Annotated in this window: 16 protein-coding genes; 12 read left to right on the top strand and 4 right to left on the bottom strand. The window is 69.0% G+C overall.

The annotated features are described in order from the left end of the window. The first annotated feature begins 128 nt into the window (after positions 1 to 128). The 7 genes from AB3X08_RS07275 to AB3X08_RS07245 all read left to right on the top strand — a co-directional run bounded on the left by AB3X08_RS07275 (position 129) and on the right by AB3X08_RS07245 (position 8,029). A complete protein-coding gene (locus AB3X08_RS07275; RefSeq protein WP_369937241.1) occupies positions 129 to 2,435 on the top strand; it encodes a catecholate siderophore receptor Fiu in 2,307 nt (768 codons plus the stop codon). 67 nt (positions 2,436 to 2,502) lie between these two features. Continuing rightward, positions 2,503 to 3,195, top strand: coding sequence for a Fe2+-dependent dioxygenase (locus AB3X08_RS07270; protein WP_369937239.1), 693 nt, complete (start codon positions 2,503 to 2,505; stop codon positions 3,193 to 3,195). A gap of 136 nt (positions 3,196 to 3,331) precedes the next feature. Further along, the gene (locus AB3X08_RS07265; protein ID WP_369937237.1) at positions 3,332 to 3,973 is read left to right on the top strand and encodes a PepSY-associated TM helix domain-containing protein; all 642 of its coding nucleotides are present in this window, start codon (positions 3,332 to 3,334) and stop codon (positions 3,971 to 3,973) included. A 52-nt stretch (positions 3,974 to 4,025) separates the two neighbouring features. Continuing rightward, positions 4,026 to 4,541, top strand: a complete 516-nt coding sequence (locus AB3X08_RS07260) for a DUF2271 domain-containing protein (protein ID WP_369937235.1) — start codon at positions 4,026 to 4,028, stop codon at positions 4,539 to 4,541. Positions 4,542 to 4,570: 29 nt separating this feature from the next. Then, on the top strand, positions 4,571 to 5,377 hold the full coding sequence (locus tag AB3X08_RS07255; RefSeq protein WP_369937233.1) for a DUF4198 domain-containing protein: 807 nt from the start codon (positions 4,571 to 4,573) through the stop codon (positions 5,375 to 5,377). Between the two features lie 43 nt (positions 5,378 to 5,420). Beyond that, positions 5,421 to 6,404, top strand: a complete 984-nt coding sequence (locus AB3X08_RS07250; protein WP_369937232.1) for an FAD:protein FMN transferase — start codon at positions 5,421 to 5,423, stop codon at positions 6,402 to 6,404. Next, complete coding sequence (locus AB3X08_RS07245; protein ID WP_369937231.1) at positions 6,401 to 8,029, top strand: sulfite reductase subunit alpha; 1,629 nt, start codon at positions 6,401 to 6,403, stop codon at positions 8,027 to 8,029. Before AB3X08_RS07250 ends, AB3X08_RS07245 begins: the two co-directional genes overlap by 4 nt. Before the next feature lie 567 nt (positions 8,030 to 8,596). Here the strand turns inward: AB3X08_RS07245 and xopAW are convergent. Continuing rightward, positions 8,597 to 9,325: a XopAW family type III secretion system calcium-binding effector gene (gene xopAW, locus AB3X08_RS07240; protein ID WP_369937229.1), complete on the bottom strand. Its 729-nt coding sequence runs from the start codon at positions 9,323 to 9,325 to the stop codon at positions 8,597 to 8,599. Between xopAW and AB3X08_RS07235 the strand changes: the two genes are divergently transcribed. Next, on the top strand, positions 9,312 to 9,464 hold the full coding sequence (locus AB3X08_RS07235; protein ID WP_369937226.1) for a hypothetical protein: 153 nt from the start codon (positions 9,312 to 9,314) through the stop codon (positions 9,462 to 9,464). The genes xopAW and AB3X08_RS07235 overlap by 14 nt on opposite strands. 224 nt (positions 9,465 to 9,688) lie before the next feature. Here the strand turns inward: AB3X08_RS07235 and AB3X08_RS07230 are convergent, their stop codons facing one another. The 3 genes from AB3X08_RS07230 to AB3X08_RS07220 form a co-directional block, all read right to left on the bottom strand. Then, on the bottom strand, positions 9,689 to 10,423 hold the full coding sequence (locus tag AB3X08_RS07230) for a response regulator (protein WP_369937225.1): 735 nt from the start codon (positions 10,421 to 10,423) through the stop codon (positions 9,689 to 9,691). Positions 10,424 to 10,520: 97 nt separating this feature from the next. Beyond that, positions 10,521 to 11,117, bottom strand: coding sequence for a HutD family protein (locus AB3X08_RS07225; protein WP_369937222.1), 597 nt, complete (start codon positions 11,115 to 11,117; stop codon positions 10,521 to 10,523). Positions 11,118 to 11,633: 516 nt separating this feature from the next. Next, complete coding sequence (locus AB3X08_RS07220; RefSeq protein WP_185815746.1) at positions 11,634 to 12,041, bottom strand: ComEA family DNA-binding protein; 408 nt, start codon at positions 12,039 to 12,041, stop codon at positions 11,634 to 11,636. 131 nt (positions 12,042 to 12,172) lie between these two features. On the opposite strand from AB3X08_RS07220, the gene AB3X08_RS07215 reads away from it, so the two are divergent. The 4 genes from AB3X08_RS07215 (at position 12,173) to murU (ending at position 16,047) form a co-directional block, all read left to right on the top strand. Further along, the gene (locus AB3X08_RS07215) at positions 12,173 to 13,663 is read left to right on the top strand and encodes a M20 family metallopeptidase (RefSeq protein WP_369937220.1); all 1,491 of its coding nucleotides are present in this window, start codon (positions 12,173 to 12,175) and stop codon (positions 13,661 to 13,663) included. Positions 13,664 to 13,937: 274 nt separating this feature from the next. Beyond that, positions 13,938 to 14,207, top strand: a complete 270-nt coding sequence (locus AB3X08_RS07210; protein ID WP_369937218.1) for a GlsB/YeaQ/YmgE family stress response membrane protein — start codon at positions 13,938 to 13,940, stop codon at positions 14,205 to 14,207. A gap of 83 nt (positions 14,208 to 14,290) precedes the next feature. Continuing rightward, positions 14,291 to 15,319 carry an aminoglycoside phosphotransferase family protein gene (locus AB3X08_RS07205; protein ID WP_369937216.1) on the top strand — a complete coding sequence of 343 codons (1,029 nt, stop codon included), beginning with the start codon at positions 14,291 to 14,293 and terminating at the stop codon, positions 15,317 to 15,319. Then, positions 15,316 to 16,047 carry an N-acetylmuramate alpha-1-phosphate uridylyltransferase MurU gene (gene murU, locus AB3X08_RS07200; protein ID WP_369937214.1) on the top strand — a complete coding sequence of 244 codons (732 nt, stop codon included), beginning with the start codon at positions 15,316 to 15,318 and terminating at the stop codon, positions 16,045 to 16,047. The genes AB3X08_RS07205 and murU overlap by 4 nt, the downstream gene beginning before the upstream one ends. Positions 16,048 to 16,128 lie beyond the last annotated feature (81 nt).

The following is a 16,128-nucleotide window of genomic DNA, read 5'->3' as shown; positions in this document are numbered from 1 at the left end:
GACCGCGTTAAGCGGCCAGCGGCAGCCAGTCATCTGGCCACCCTCCGACCATCGCCTGCGGCCTGCCCTCCCGGCACGGCCCGGTGCGCTGCGGACCGCCTTTTCCATCCTGCATAGCCGACCCGTCCATGACCTCCCCGATCAAGAGCCGCAAGCACGCCGTTTCCCGCCAGGTCTCCGCGCAGACCCTCACCGCCGCCGCGCTGCTCGGCGGCCTGAGCCTGCTGTCCTCTCCGGCGCTCGCCGCCGATGCCGCGGCCGCCGATCAGCCGACCACCCTCGGCAAGGTCGACGTGGAAGCGCAGCGCGCCAAGCGCTACCTGGTGGAAGCGCCGGACTCGCCCAAGTTCACCCAGCCGCTGATCGACACCCCGCAGACGATCAACGTGATCAGCAAGGACCTGTTCAACGAACAGGGCGCCACCACGCTGACCGAAGCGCTGCGCAACAGCCCGGGCGTGGGCACCTTCTATGTCGGCGAGAACGGCAACACCACCACCGGCGATGCGATCTACATGCGCGGCTTCGACAGCTCCAGCAGCATCTTCGTCGACGGCGTGCGCGACCTGGGCTCGATCTCGCGCGATGTGTTCAACATCGAGCAGATCGAGGTCGAGAAGGGCCCGGCCGGCACCGACAACGGCCGCAGCGCGCCGACCGGCGCGATCAACCTGGTGACCAAGCAGGCGAACCTCACCGATGCGGTCAGCGGCACGCTGTCCGGCGGCAGCGACAACCAGCGTCGCGTCACCGCGGACTGGAACCAGACGCTGGGCGCCAGCAGCGCGCTGCGGGTCAACGTGATGGGCCAGGACAGCGATGCGATCGGCCGCGACCACGTCAACAACAAGCGCTGGGGCGTGGCCTCGTCGCTTGTGTTCGGCCTCGGCAGCGACACCCGTTACTACCTCGACCTGCTGTACGTGAAGCAGGACAACGTGCCCGACGGCGGCGTGCCGACCTTCGGCCTGCCCGGCTACACCTCGCCCGATCCGGCGCGTCCGTGGCTGACCAACGCCCCGCGCGTGGACAGCGAGAACTTCTACGGCACCCGCTACGACCACGACGACGTGACCGCGAAGATGGCCACGTTCCGCTTCGAGCACGACTTCTCCGACACGGTCAAGCTGACCAACACCGCGCGCTGGGGCCGCAACGAGCAGGACTACCTGCTGTTCGCGTTCATGCCCAACACCGCCAACCTGCGCACGCCGAACCCTGCCGACACCTCGACCTGGACGGTGGCGCGCAGCCTGCCCACGTTCAAGGACCAGCAGTACACCATCCTCACCGACCAGCTGAACCTGCGCGTGGACTTCGCCACCGGCGCGGTGCAGCACAACCTCAGCACCGGCGTGGAAGCCGCGCGCGAGGAGCTGCAGAGCTGGGGCCACAACATCGTCAACCGCGCCGCCTGGCTGGCCGCCAACCCGGCCAACGTCTACGCCCCGGACTGGAACACCACGCCGCTGTTCACCGCGCGCAACGGCGCGCACAGCAAGGGCACCACCACCACGTTCTCGGCCTACGCCTTCGACACGCTGAAGTTCGGCGACGATTTCCTGATCACCGCCGGCGTGCGCGCGGACCACTACAAGACCGACTTCAACAGCCTGACCTGCACCACCGCCACCTCCACCGCCGTGCCCTGCACCACCGCGGTCGGCGTGGACGCGGACATCTCCGATACGCTGTTCAGCTGGAAGCTCGGCGCGGTCTACAAGGCGGCCGACGACATCAGCCTGTACGCCAACTACGCGATCTCGCAGCAGCCTCCGGGCGGCAGTTCGCTGGAACTGAGCGCGTCGGCCAACAACGCCAACAACCCGAGCTTCGATCCGCAGAAGGCCAAGACCGCCGAAGTCGGCACCAAGTGGAACTTCCTGGACGACAACCTGTTCGTGACCATGGCGCTGTTCCGCACCGATGTCAGCAACGAGATCGCGCAGGGCAGCGACGGGCTGTACTACCAGACCGGCAAGAAGCGGGTGCAGGGCGTGGAACTGTCGGCGGTCGGCAAGCTCAGCGACAACTGGTCGATCTCCACCGGCTACACCAAGCTCGATGCGCAGGTGCTGGAAGGCAGCAAGGTGTCGCAGGACGGCAGCTTGGACCTGGCCTACACCCCGGACAGCGCGTTCACCGCATGGACCACCTACACCCTGCCGTTCGGCCTGACCGTCGGCGGCGGCGCCCGCTACTCCGGCGAGATGAAGCGCGGCACCGACGGCGCGGTGGGCACGCCGGCATTGGTGAAGTCGTATACGGTATGGGACGCGGTCGTGACCTACCCGATCAGCGACCACTTCAACCTGCGTCTGAACGTGTACAACGTGTTCGACAAGGACTACGTCGCGGCCATCAACAAGAGCGGCTTCCGCTACACGCCCGGCGCGCCGCGCTCGGCGATGCTGAGCGCCGAAATCAAGTTCTGACCGCAGCGTCGTCCATCCACATGCAGCGGCCGCCTTCAGTGGAAGGCGGCCGCCGCCGGAGCGCCCCATGCTGCTGCACATCCCCGACATCCTCAGCGCCGAAGAACTCGCGCGCTTCCGCCAGGCGCTCGACGGCGCCGACTGGACCGACGGCCGCGAGACGGTCGGCGCGCAGGGCGCGCAGGTCAAACGCAACCTGCAACTGCCCGACGCCTCGCCGCTGAAGCACGAACTGGGCCAGGCGGTGCTCAACGCGCTGGCGCGCAGCCCGCTGTATTTCGCCGCCGCGTTGCCGCTGCGCACGATCCCGCCGCGCTTCAATCGCTACGAGGGCGGCGGCGAGTACGGCTTCCACGTCGATGGCGCGGTGATGACCCAGGCCACCAACGCCACGCAGCCGGCGCTGACCCTGCGCACCGATCTGTCCTGCACCCTGTTCCTGTGCGAACCGGAGGAGTACGACGGCGGCGAACTGGTCATCAGCGACACCTACGGCGAGCACGAGGTGAAACTGCCGGCCGGCGATCTGATCCTGTATCCGTCCAGCAGCCTGCATCGGGTGCTGCCGGTCACCCGCGGCGCGCGCGTGGCGGCGTTCTTCTGGGTGCAGAGCCTGGTGCGCGACGCCAGCCGGCGGCAGTTGCTGTTCGAACTGGACACCTCGATCCAGGCGCTGACCGCCACCAAGGCCGACGCCACCGCGCTGCTGCGGCTGAGCAACGTCTACCACAACCTGTTGCGCGACTGGTCGGAGACCTGAGCCGGCGGTCGACGCGGACGGCGCCGCCGCGTTGGAGACGTAGCCCGGCCATTGCCGCGAAGACGCATCGCCACAATCGCGACTAATTCTCATTTATGTAGAATGCATTCCGCCCTACTCCGATACGACCGCCGCGTTGTCCGACTCCTCCTCTCCCGATCTGGCCACGGCGCAGCAACGCCGCGGTTTCTGGCTGCGCACGCTGCACCAGTGGCACTGGATCAGCTCGGCGCTGTGCCTGATCGGCATGCTGGTGTTTGCCGCCACCGGGCTGACCCTCAACCATGCCGCGCGCATCGAGGCCAAGCCGCAGGTACTCAATCGCACCGCGCAGCTGCCGCCCGCGTTGCTGCAGCGGCTCGCCGGCCACGCCGATGGCGACGCGCCGCTGCCACGGCCGGTGTCGGCCTGGCTGGAACGCGAACTGGCGCTGAGCCTGGGCCGGCAACCGGCAGAGTGGTCTGCCGACGAGGTGTACCTGGCGCTGCCCGGCCCCGGCGGCGATGCCTGGCTGAGCATCGATCGCGGCAGCGGCGCGGTCGAGTACGAACGCACCGACCGCGGCTGGATCTCCTACTTCAACGACCTGCACAAGGGCCGCAATGCCGGCCCCGCGTGGGGCTGGTTCATCGACCTGTTCGCGGTGGCCTGCCTGGTGTTCTGCATCACCGGCCTGTTCCTGCTGCAGCTGCATGCGCGGCAGCGGCGCATGACCTGGCCGCTGGTCGGGCTGGGCCTGCTGATTCCGCTGCTGATCGCACTGCTGCTGATCCACTGATTCGCTTCACCGGTCATTTCGAATCGTTCCTCTCACCCCTATGGAGCCTCGCATGCGCGTCACCCTGACCATCGCCCTGAGCGGCCTGCTGACGACGCTGCCCGCGTATGCGGCCACGCTGGAACTGGACGTGGAGATTCCCAAGCTCAACGTCGCCGAATACCACCGCCCCTATGTCGCGATCTGGGTGGAAGGCGCCGACCAGCAGGTCGCGCGCAACCTGGCGGTCTGGTACCAGTCTAAGGACACCGCCGAAGGCCACGGCACCAAGTGGCTGCCGGATCTGCGCCAGTGGTGGCGGCGCAGCGGGCGCACCTTGCAGATGCCGGTGGACGGCGTCAGCGGCCCGACCCGTCCGGCCGGCAAACACGCGCTGGCGTTCACCGACGCGCAGCAGCTCAAGGGCCTGGCGCCGGGCGAGTACACGCTGGTGGTCGAAGCCGTGCGCGAAGTCGGCGGCCGCGAGCTGCTGAAGATCCCGTTCGCCTGGCCGGCCAAGGCCGGCGCCACCGGCAGCGCACAAGGCAGCAGCGAACTGGGCGCGGTGCGCCTGAGCGCCAAGCCGTGATTCCCTCGTTCATCGCAAGGAGCAAGTCCATGAAGCGTTCTTTCCTGCTGGCAGTGGCCATCGCCGCAGTGCTGCCGTTCTCCGCCCTCGCCCACAAGGCCTGGCTGCAACCCTCGCAGACCGTGCTCGCCGGCGAGCGGCCGTGGATCACCGTCGATGCGGCGGTATCCAACGACCTGTTCTACTTCAACCACGTGCCTCTGCGCCTGGACAGCCTGGTCATCACCGCGCCCGACGGCAGCGCCGTGCAGCCGCAGAACCCGGCCACCGGCAAGTACCGCAGCGTGTTCGACGTGGAGCTGGTGCAGACCGGCACCTACCGCCTGGCCCTGGTCAACGACGGCCTGTTCGCGAACTGGAACGAGAACGGCCAGCGCAAGCGCTGGCGCGGCAATGCCGCCAGCTTCGCCAGCGAAGTGCCGAAGGACGCCAAGGACCTGCAGGTGTCGCAGACGCTGGGCCGGGTGGAAACCTTCGTCACCAACGGCGCGCCCAACCAGACCGCGCTCAAGCCCAGCGGCCGCGGCCTGGAACTGGTGCCGGTGACCCATCCCAACGACCTGTTCGCCGGCGAGAAGGCCACCTTCAAGCTGCACATCGACGGCAAGCCGGCGCCTGGGCTGGAGGTAGAGATCGTGCGCGGCGGCACCCGCTATCGCAACACGCAGGACGAACTGAAGCTCACCACCGACGCGCAGGGCAGCTTCAGCGTGACCTGGCCGGAAGCGGGCATGTATTGGCTGGAAACCACCAGCGAGGACGCCAAGACCTCGCTGCCGCAGGCCAAGCAGCGCCGGCTCAGCTACGTGGCGACGCTGGAAGTGCTGCCGCAGTGACAGCGGCAGCGCGCCCGTCCTGCGCATGGCGGCACGTCGCGGCATGAACACGCCGCTCGCGCTCCAGGCCGATGCCGAGATCGCCACGCTCGGCGGTCGCAGCATGGGCACGACCTGGAGCGCGAAACTGGTGCTGCGTCGCGGCCGCGACCTGCATCCGCTGCACGCGGCGATCCAGGCGCAGCTCGACCAGGTGGTCGCGCAGATGAGCACCTGGGAAGCGGACTCGGACATCAGCCGCTACAACCGCGCCGCCGCCGACAGCGTGCACGCGCTGCCCGCCGCGTTCGCCGAGGTACTGCGTTGCGCGCTGGACATTGCGCGGCGCAGCGACGGCGCGTTCGATCCCACCATCGGCGCAGTGCTTGGCTTGTGGGGCTTTGGCGCCGACGCCGGCAACCAGCGTGTGCCCGATGCCGATGCGTTGCGCCAGGCGCGCGCCGCTGGCGACTGGCGGCAACTGGTGCTGGACGAGGACGGCGCCACGCTGCGCCAGCCTGGCGGCCTGCGCCTGGATTTCTCGGCGATCGCCAAGGGCTACGGCGTGGATGTGGCGGTGCGCGCCTTGCGGGCGCAGGGCGTGGCCAGCGCGCTGGTCGAGGTCGGCGGCGAACTCTACGGCTATGGCCGCAAGCCGGATGGGCAGCCGTGGCGGGTGCTGGTGGAGTCGGCGCCGGACGAGGACGCGCGGGCGGCGACGCCGCCGCGGGTGCTGGCGCTGGACGGCCGCGCGGTCGCCACTTCAGGCGATCGCTGGCACCGCTTCGAACAGGATGGCCAGCGCTACAGCCATACCCTGGATCCGCGCAGCGGCACGCCGATCGCGGCGTCGCTGGCGGCGGTCAGCGTGGTCGCCGCCGATGCGATGCGGGCCGATGCCTGGGCCACCGCGCTGAGCGTGCTCGGCGCCGACGCCGGCCTGGCCTGCGCCGAGCGCGAACGGCTGGCAGCACGCTTCCTGCTGCGCGATGGCGAGCGCGTGCAGGAGCGGCTCAGCAGCGCCTTCGCCGCACTGCTCGACGCATGACCCGGCCGCGCTCGCAACGCAACTGGAATGCCGTCGGACACGTGGCGGCGTTCGCGCTGCTGGGCGCGATCGGCTATGCGCTGCTGCGGCTGCATCCGCAGCCATGGTGGACCGGCGCGCCATCGCGGCAGCGCATCGTCTACGCGGCGCTGGTCACGACGGCGTATGCAGTGGCGTGCGCGTGGCTGTGGTGGCGCGGCCGTCGCGCGCAGCGCACCGGCAAGCAGGGCGACGCGCCACTGCTGCTGGCCTGGGCCAGTCAGACCGGCTTTGCCCAGCAACTCGCGCTGCGCAGTGCCGCGGCATTGCGTGCGGCGGGCCAGCCGGTGCGCGTGCTGCCCTTGCACAACGTCAGCGCGGCCGAACTGGCCGGCGCGACGCAGGCGCTGTTCGTGGTCAGCACCAGCGGCGAAGGCGATCCGCCAGACCACGCGCTGCCGTTCCTGCGCAAGACGATGGCGCAGTCGCCGGCCTTGCCGCAGCTGCGCTACGCGCTGCTGGCGCTGGGCGATCGCCGCTACGACCATTTCTGCGCATTCGGCCGCCAGCTCGACGCCTGGCTGCGCCAGCACGGCGCGCACCCGCTGTTCGACCGCATCGACGTGGACAACGCCGACGACGCCGCCTTGCGCCACTGGCAGCAATTGCTCGGCCAGCTCGCCGGCGGCAGCGAACAACCCGACTGGAGCCCGCCGGCTTACCAGCGCTGGCAGTTGCAGCAGCGGCGCCTGTGCAATCCCCGCAGCGTCGGCGGCGCGGTGTTCGAACTGGCGCTGCTGCCCGCCGACGGCGCGCTGCCGGCGTGGCAGGCCGGCGACCTGGCCGAGATCGGTCCGTGCCATGGCGACGCCGTGGTGCAGGCATGGCTGCAGGCCAGCGGCCTGGACGGCACGGCGACGCTGCAGCGCCCAGGCCAGGCGCCGACGACACTGGCCGCGTTGCTGGCGCGCAGCCACTTGCCGGCGCCGGAACAGGTCGCCGGCGCCGCACCCGCAGCGGTGGCCGCACGCCTGCAGCCGCTGCCGCACCGCGAATACTCGATCGCCTCGATGCCCAGCGACGGCACGCTGCGCCTGCTGCTGCGCCGTGCGCTGCACGCGGACGGCACGCCCGGCCTGGGCAGCGGCTGGCTCTGCGACACCGCGCCGATCGGCGCCGAGATCGCCCTGCGGCTGCGCCCGAATCCGAACTTTCATCCGCCTGCCGATCCGACGCGGCCGCTGATCCTGATCGGCAACGGCACCGGCATCGCCGGCCTGCGCGCGCACCTGCGCGCGCGCATCGACGCCGGCGCGACCCGCACCTGGCTGCTGTACGGCGAACGCCACGCCGCGCACGACGACCACTACGGCGAGGAACTGCGCACCTGGCTGGCGCACGGCGCGCTGCAACGGCTGGATGCGGTGTTCTCGCGCGACACCGGCGCGCACCGCTACGTGCAGGACGCCCTGCGCGCGGCCGCGCCGGAACTGCGCGACTGGGTCGCGCAAGGCGCCGCGATCTATGTCTGCGGCAGCCTGCGCGGCATGGCGCCCGGCGTGGACGCGGTGCTGGAGGACGTGCTGGGACGGCTGGGCAAGGAAACCCTGCTGCTGGAAGGGCGGTACCGGCGCGACGTGTATTGAAGCCAGCGCTTACGCCGGCGTCGGAGCACTGCGATCCCGCCCAGACATGCGCGACAGCGACTTGCGCAACCTGCCCGCGTCCATTGCCGTGTCTACGCTGATCCCGGCCAATTCGAGCAGCAGCTGTAGTGACTCTCCACAGCAACCGATGCGCGTGCGGGTCATGACGCCGCGTCTGGCCATCGGACTGGACACGCATCGATCGAGCGCCCATCGTCGGCTGAATTGCCGACGCATGGGGCACGTTGCCGGACGCGGCGGCGGCGTGCATTGGCCAAGGCGCCGGCCGAGTGAGAAACGCGAAGCGCGCCGTAAGCATCGCGCCCCCGCGCGCCGCTGCGCATGAAGCACCATCATGCGAGCAAGCGGCACCAATGTCTGGTTGAACGCTTACCGCCGTCCGCGGGCTGCCGGAGACACGCGACTGTGTGCCATGCACGCACCGATGGCGTGAGAACCAGCCTGGTGATCCCTTTGCGCTGCGTCGGCGTCTGCCGCTACGAGCGCGAACTGCGCCGGCGCCGCAGGTCGCGGCGCACGGTCCGCCACGAGGGCGGACCGCCGCGGTCAGGCGGCGACGGAGAACGAGGTCGTCGCGCTGGCGTTGCTGCCGTAGCTGCGGTACTGGTTGGATGCCAGCTGCAGCAGCAAGGCGTAGGCATCCTGCGCGCTGCTGGTGCTGCTGGTGCTGCTGGAACTGGAATTGGAGCTGGAGTCCGCATTGGTGGCACCGGCGCTGGTGGCATCGCCGCCCTCGGCACCCCGCGGCGGCGGCGGTCCCATCGGCCGCGTGCCCTCCTTCAGTTCCTGCAGGCTGATGCCGCCATCCTGATCGCTGTCGAGAGTGGCGAACAGGTCGCTGCTGTCGCTGCCCTGGCTGGCGGCGCTCAATTCCTCGCTGCTGATGGTGCCGTCGCCATCGGTATCCAGGCTGTTGAGCAGCGATTCGGCATCCACCTTGTCGCCGCCATCGCCGCGCGGCGGCGGTGGCTGCAAGGCCTGGGCGAACTCGCTTTCGCTGACGGTGCCGCCCCCGTCCTGGTCGAGCATGCTGAGCAAACCGTCGATATCGATGCTGGAACTGCTGTCGCTGTCGCTGCTGGACTTCAACGCCGTGCTCAGCTCGGAACTGCTGAGGCTGCCGTCTCCATCGCTGTCGATGCTCTTGAACAATTGCTGGAGCGGATTCTGCTTTTCGGCTTGCGCCGTCTGCGAGAGCGCACCGCTGCCGGAGCTGGTGCGGCTGACGGCATAGGCCGAGCTGCCACTGCTGATGCTGCTGATGCTGCTGATCATGCTGACCCCCTGTGGTCATGAAGTGCAGGCGTGGAATGCAGCCATCGCTGCGGTCAGGGCTGCGCCGATGCGGCAACCCGACGCAGGCAGTGTCGATGCAGGGTTTGTCAGCACGATATCGGCTTTGTATCGATACTGAAACACTCGACAGGCATCACGTTGCCGCGACCGGCAATCCGTCGCGGGTCGCGCGTCATTGCGTCGTCGGTGCGTATCACGCAGCTGTCAGAAGGGCCTCAGAGTGATGGCCCCGACCGCGCAGCCCCCCACTGTGATCGATGCAGCGATCGGGGCACCACGCATGCCTCACTCGCAGAACCGGATACGCCGCGATCCGCGCCACCGCGACTCCGCGGCAGTTGCTCAGCGTGCGGCTGGCATCCCCAACCGATGCGGTTCGAACAGATAGCCCTTGCCGCGCACGGTGCGGATCCATTGCGGCACCAGCGGGTCGTCGCCCAGCTTCTGCCGCAGCCGCGAGACCTGCAGATCGATGCCGCGACCGCCCTGGGGAACGCTGCCGTCGCTGTCGCCGATCGCCGCCCGCAGGTCCTCGCGGCTGAGCACGTTGCCGGGCTGCTCGAGGAACACCGCCATCAGGCGCAACTCGCTGGGCGACAACGGGATCGCGCGCCCATCCGGCGCCACCGCCTGGTGCCGATAGGCATCGACCTGCCACGCGCCGTCCTGCGCCGGCGCCGGCGGCGGGGTCGCACGGGTACGCCGCAACACCGCGTTGAGCCGCGCCACCAGTTCGCGCAGGTCCAGCGGCCGGCTCAGATAGTCGTCCGCGCCCAGATCCAGGCCGATCACCCGATCCACCGGCTCGGCCTGGTCGGCCATCATCACGATCGCGATGCCGCCGCGGTCGCGCAGCTGCCGACACAGGTTCAGCCCTTCGCCGCCGCCGAGGCCGGCATTGAGCAGCACCGCGTCATAGCGATCGGCCGCCAGCTGCGCATACAGCTGCACGCCGCTTTCGGCATCGTGGGTCTGCAAGTTGAAACGGGCCAGATAATCGCGAATCCGGTCGCGCAAGGCCGCGTCGTCGTCCACTACCAATACTTTCGCCAACCACCTGCTGTTATCCGAGGCCACCTGTTCGTTCCGGTCCACGGCTCCGGGATAGCCGCGTTCGCGCATTGGACGCGGTCGGCGGCAACCCCGCAAGAGCCACGCGCGTGGCGCCGCACGCTCAGTCGGCGGGCGCCGCCAGCGGCTCGATGCGGATCGCCAGCAGTTCGCCGCCACCGCTCAAAGCGAAGCGCTGCCTGGTGTTGGCGCCCAACCACGCGCTGTCGCCGGCGGCCATCGGCGGCAATCCGCAGCCCGCATCGAACTGCGCCTGCCCTGCCAGAAGATGAACGACCCAACAGATTCCGGGTTCGGCGAAGAACAGCATCGGCCCGACCAGCGGCCGATGCAGCAGTTGCGTGCGCAGGCGATCGCGGCGCCACATCAAGTTGAAGTCGTGGGTGGGGCCGTCGAGCAATTCTCCGCGCAGCGGACGCTCACCGGCGAAGCGCAAGCGCGCATACGGCGGTTCGAGCACATGCACGGCGCCGTCGTCGAAGCGCAGGCGCAGGCCGGCGCCGCGCAGCAGCACCAGCTCCCGATCGATGCCGGGGAAACTGGAAAAGGCCGCGTCCTGCTCGATCTCGGCGATCGACAGGCGCAGCAGCCAGTCGTCGCTGTCCGCTTGCGGCAGGCGCAGGATCTCCCGTGTCCACCCCAGTCCGTTGCGCCAGCGCTCACGGCGGTAATCGTTGGCGGGGATTACCCGCGAAGGCATGTGCGACCAGTCCATCGGCGCATTCTGCACGATCCGGCGGCGCGGCCGGATGCAGCGGGACCGGCAGGCGTCTGCGGCTTCCCACACGTACCCGGCCGTGAGCAACTACGAATCGCACCGGCGGGCACCAGCCAGCGACCTTCGCGCATCGAAACGGACCATCGCCCGGCCAAGGACATCGATAACGTCGGCGATATGGGCTGGCCGCGCGCCGCCCACGGGTGCACCGCCGCGGCGCGATGGCCACCGCCGGCAGCAGGACGGCAGCAGGACGACCGAAGCACGCCGAGCGCAGCGGCGCGATGCCCGACAAAAAACCTTCGCCCATAAAAAACGTCGCCCGGCTGCACGTCACTGTGCAACACCGGGCGACGATGTACGTCCTTGTCGGCTTCCTGCCTCCCCCGCTGAGCGTCCTGCTCAGCGAGGTCGCGACCGCGCGTCCTGCGCCAGCCGTATCCTCTGTCCTTTCAAATCCCTTTAATGCCTTTAAATCCGTTTAATCCTTAAATCCGTTTAACGCCTTTCCACCGGCTTAGCGGCTGCCGTCCTGGCTGCCGTCGGCGTGGTCGCCTTCGTGGCTCCCACTTCGATCCGGTCGTGGTTCCGTTCGACCGTCTTGAGTCCGATTCCCTTCACCTGCGTCAGGTCCTCGACGCTTTTGAAGGGGCCGTGTGCCTGTCTGTAGTCGACGATCGCCTGTGCCTTGGAGGCACCCACGTTCAACAACACCCGGTCGATTTCCGCTGCACTAGCGGAGTTGATGTTGACCTTGTCCGCGGCGAGCGCGGAACCGGTCAGCAGCAACGCCAGGACCAGAGACTTCAGGACCACGATAAAAGACTGCATGGCAACACTCCTTGTGACTTGGATGGGGACTTCACCGGCCTCTCCTGCCGGTGTCGAAAGCATCCCTCGCCACATGAGTACAGCCTATCGCCAAGGCCCTTTCCAAACAGCAGGTAAACGGCGCGTCAACGTGTAGGAAAAACCCTACACGGCGGCCGGGGCGTAGAATGCGCGTACTTTCTTTTGCAACAAAGCCGGAGTGCTCCATGGACAGTGCCAAGATCGACCGTTTCCTGAGCGAGAAGTGGGACGACGACATCGTCCCGCAACTGGTCGATTACATCCGCATCCCCAACAAATCGCCGATGTTCGACGCCGATTGGGTCGCCCATGGCTATATGGACGATGCGGTGAAGCTGATGGAGCGCTGGGCGCGCGCGCAGGCCATCCCGGGCCTGGTGGTCGAGGTCGTGCAGTTGGAAGGGCGCACGCCGCTGATCTATCTGGAGGTGCCGGCGACCGGCCCGGAAACCGGCGCGGACACGGTGCTGCTGTACGGGCACCTGGACAAGCAGCCGGAAATGACCGGCTGGGACGCCGACCTGGGTCCGTGGACGCCGGTGCTTAAGGGCGACCGCCTATACGGCCGCGGCGGCGCCGACGACGGCTATGCGCTGTTCGGGTCGCTAGCCGCGATCCTGGCGTTGCAGGATCAGGGCATCCCGCACGCGCGCTGCGTGGTGCTGATCGAGGCCTGCGAGGAATCGGGCAGCTACGACCTGCCCGCCTATGTCGATCACCTGGCCGAGCGCATCGGCAAGCCGTCGCTGGTGGTGTGCCTGGATTCGGGCTGCGGCAACTACGAGCAATTGTGGTGCACGACCTCGCTGCGCGGCCTGGCCGGCGGCAATTTCAGCGTCAAGGTGCTCAGCGAAGGCGTGCATTCGGGCGATGCGTCCGGCGTGGTGCCGTCCAGCTTCCGCGTGCTGCGCGACCTGCTGTCGCGGCTGGAGGACGAGGCCACCGGCAAGATCAGGATCGACGGACTGTATTCGGAGATTCCGCAGGAACGCCTGGCGCAGGCGCGCAAGGTCGCCGAGGTGCTCGGCGACGAGGTCTACAGCAAGTTCCCGTTCCTGCCGGGGATGACCCCGATGAACGAGGACCTGACCGAGCTGGTACTCAACCGCACCTGGCGCCCGGCCTTGTCGGTGACCGGCGCCGACGGCCTGCCGCCGCTGGCCTCGGCCGGCAACGTGCTGCGCCCGCAGACCGCGGTGAAGCTGTCGCTGCGCCTGCCGCCGACGCTGGACGGCAAGCGCGCCGGCGAGCTGCTGAAGGAGGTGCTGCTGCGCGATCCGCCGTACGGCGCCGAGGTGTCGCTGGCGCTGGAGAAGTCGTCCTCGGGCTGGAACGCGCCGGCGCAGTCGCCGTGGCTGAGCAACGCGATCGAGGCCGCCTCGCAGGCGGCGTTCGGCAAGCCGGCGATGTACATGGGCGAAGGCGGCTCGATCCCGTTCATGGGCATGCTCGGCGAGAAGTTCCCCGGCGCGCAGTTCATGATCACCGGCGTGCTCGGCCCGCATTCCAACGCGCATGGGCCGAACGAGTTCCTGCACATCCCGATGGGCAAGCGGGTCACCGCCTGCGTGTCCAAGGTGATCGCCGAGCACCATGCGGCCAGCGTGCGCGGCGAGACCAGCGGCAGCGCCGCGGTGGCCGGCGGCGAGCAGCACGGCGGGCACGGCTGCTGCTGATGGGGTCGGAATGACCAGCCATTAGGCTGTGGAAAAGCGGGGAGTCGGGATTGGGGATTTGGAAACCCTGTTTCCTGATTTCCTGATTTCTCCCGCTCTTCGTTGGAAGAGGCGTCGCCCGACGCGGCGCCTATCCGATCGCGTCATCGCTGCGCAGCGCGGGCGGCCGGCCTCATGGCTGTGCCGCCTGCGCCGCGCACGCAAGCATCGACGCCATCACGGTCGATCTGGCACGATCCGACGCTGATTCCCTTCCGCGTCCGGAACGCTCCCAATGCACACTCTGTTCGGCAGCGACAGCTGGCTCTACATCATCCTGGTGGGCTTCGTGGTTGGCCTGCTGGCGCGTTTCCTCGGCCCCAGCAGCGGGCGCTCGGGCTGCCTGTTCACCGTGCTGCTGGGCATCGCCGGTGCGTTGCTGGCCGGCTGGTTCGGCCACTACATGGGCTGGTACAGCCGCGGCGAGCCGGCCGGCTTCCTCGGCGCGCTGCTCGGCGCCATCGCCCTGCTCGCGCTGCTGCGGCTGTTCTCCGGCAAACGCTGAAGCCACGCGGCGGCGTCGGCATGGCTCGCCATGCCGACGCCGCACGTTTACGCTGTGCGGCCAATGTCCGCCGCAACGTCCCGATGAGTTCCAGCACCGATCTTCCCGACGCGCCGGACCTGCGCGCAGCACAACGCCTGCACTGGGCGCGCACCGCACTGGGCGACACGCAGGCGACGCTGCAGCGCGCGTCGGTCGACGCCGGCTGGCGCAGCTACTGGCGCAGTCACGGCGCAGGCGCCAGCCGCGTGCTGATGGATTCGCCGCCCGGCCTGGAGGACGTGCGTCCGTGGTTGCGCATGCACGCCTTGCTGCAGCGAGGCGGCGTGCGCGTGCCGGCGATCCTGGCGCAGGACATGGAGGCCGGCTTCCTGCTGCTGGAAGATCTTGGCGGACCGACCCTGGCGCAGACGCTGGACGCGGTCTCGGCCGATGCCCACTTCGATGCCGCGCTCGGGCAACTGCTGCGGCTGCAGGCGATCGCGCCACCGCCGGACCTGGGCGTGTTCGGCGAGGCGCTGCTGCAGCGTGACGCCGGCTTGTTCGAAGAATGGTTCCTGCGCCGGCACCTGGGCCTGGAGTTGGACTGCGCCGACCTCGACGCGCTGGAACTGGTGCAGCGCCGGCTGATGGACAACGCGCTGGCGCAGCCGAAGGTGCTGGTGCACCGCGACTTCATGCCGCGCAACCTGATGCCGGTGGACGATGGCCCGGCGGTGCTGGATTTCCAGGACTGCGTGCTCGGCCCGGTCGCCTACGATCCGGTCAGCCTGTTCAAGGACACCACGGTGAGCTGGCCGCTGGCGCGGGTCGATGGCTGGCTGACGCGCTACCACACGCGCGCGCTGCAGGCCGGGATCGCGCTGCCGCCGCTGGCGCAGTTCCTGCGCGATGCGGACTGGATGGGCGTGCAGCGGCACCTGAAGAACCTGGGCATCTTTTCGCGATTGAACTACCGCGACGGCAAGGCCTGGTACCTGGACAACGTGCCGCGTTTCATCGGCTACCTCGACGAGGTGTTGCCGCGGCACCCGCAGTTGCAGCCGCTGGCGCAGCTGCTGCAGGCGCGGATCAAGCCGGCGCTGGCGCAGCGCGCGGTGGCCGGCGCATGAAGGCGCTGATCTTCGCCGCCGGCTTCGGCGAGCGCATGCGGCCGCTGACCGAACGCACCCCCAAACCGCTGCTGGCGGTGGGCGGCACGCCGCTGATCGTGTGGCACCTGCGCAAGCTGGCGGCGCTGGGCGTGCGCGAGGTGGTGGTCAACACCTCGTGGCTGGCCGAGCAGTTCCCGCAGGCGCTGGGCGACGGCAGCGCGTTCGGCCTGCGCATCGCCTATTCCTACGAAGGCGCCACACCGCTGGAAACCGGCGGCGGCATGCTGCACGCGTTGCCGCTGCTCGGGCCGGCGCCGTTCCTGCTGGTCAACGGCGACATCTGGACCGATTTCGATTTCGCGCGGCTGGCACCGGAACCGCCCGGCCTGGCGCAACTGGTGCTGGTCGATCCGCCGGCCTATGCCGCACACGGCGATTTCGCGCTGCATGCCGATGCCACGCTGCGCAACGACGGCGCGCCGCTGCTGACCTACGCCGGGGTGGGCGTCTATCGGCCGGACCTGCTGCGCGACTGGCAGACGGTGTTCGCGACGCCGCTTGCCGAGCACGGCACGCCGCCGCGCTTCGCGCTGGCGCCGATCCTGCGGGCGCATATGGCCACCGGCCGCATCCACGGCCTGCACCATCGCGGCCGCTGGACCGATGTGGGCACGCCGCAGCGCTTGGCGGAGCTGGATGGAGAGCTGGGAATCGGGAATGGGGAATCGGGAATGGGGAACAGCTGAGGTTCCCGCGGGGCGGCCCACGTCACGGTGGCGCGCAACCACCGCTAGAACGCCGATTCCGAGACCGCCACGCCAGGCACG

The sequence above is a fragment of the Xanthomonas sp. DAR 34887 genome (assembly GCF_041245805.1).
Classification (GTDB): domain Bacteria; phylum Pseudomonadota; class Gammaproteobacteria; order Xanthomonadales; family Xanthomonadaceae; genus Xanthomonas_A; species Xanthomonas_A tesorieronis.
Note: the sequence above shows the minus strand (reverse complement) of the source record. Positions and strands in the feature narration are given on the sequence as shown.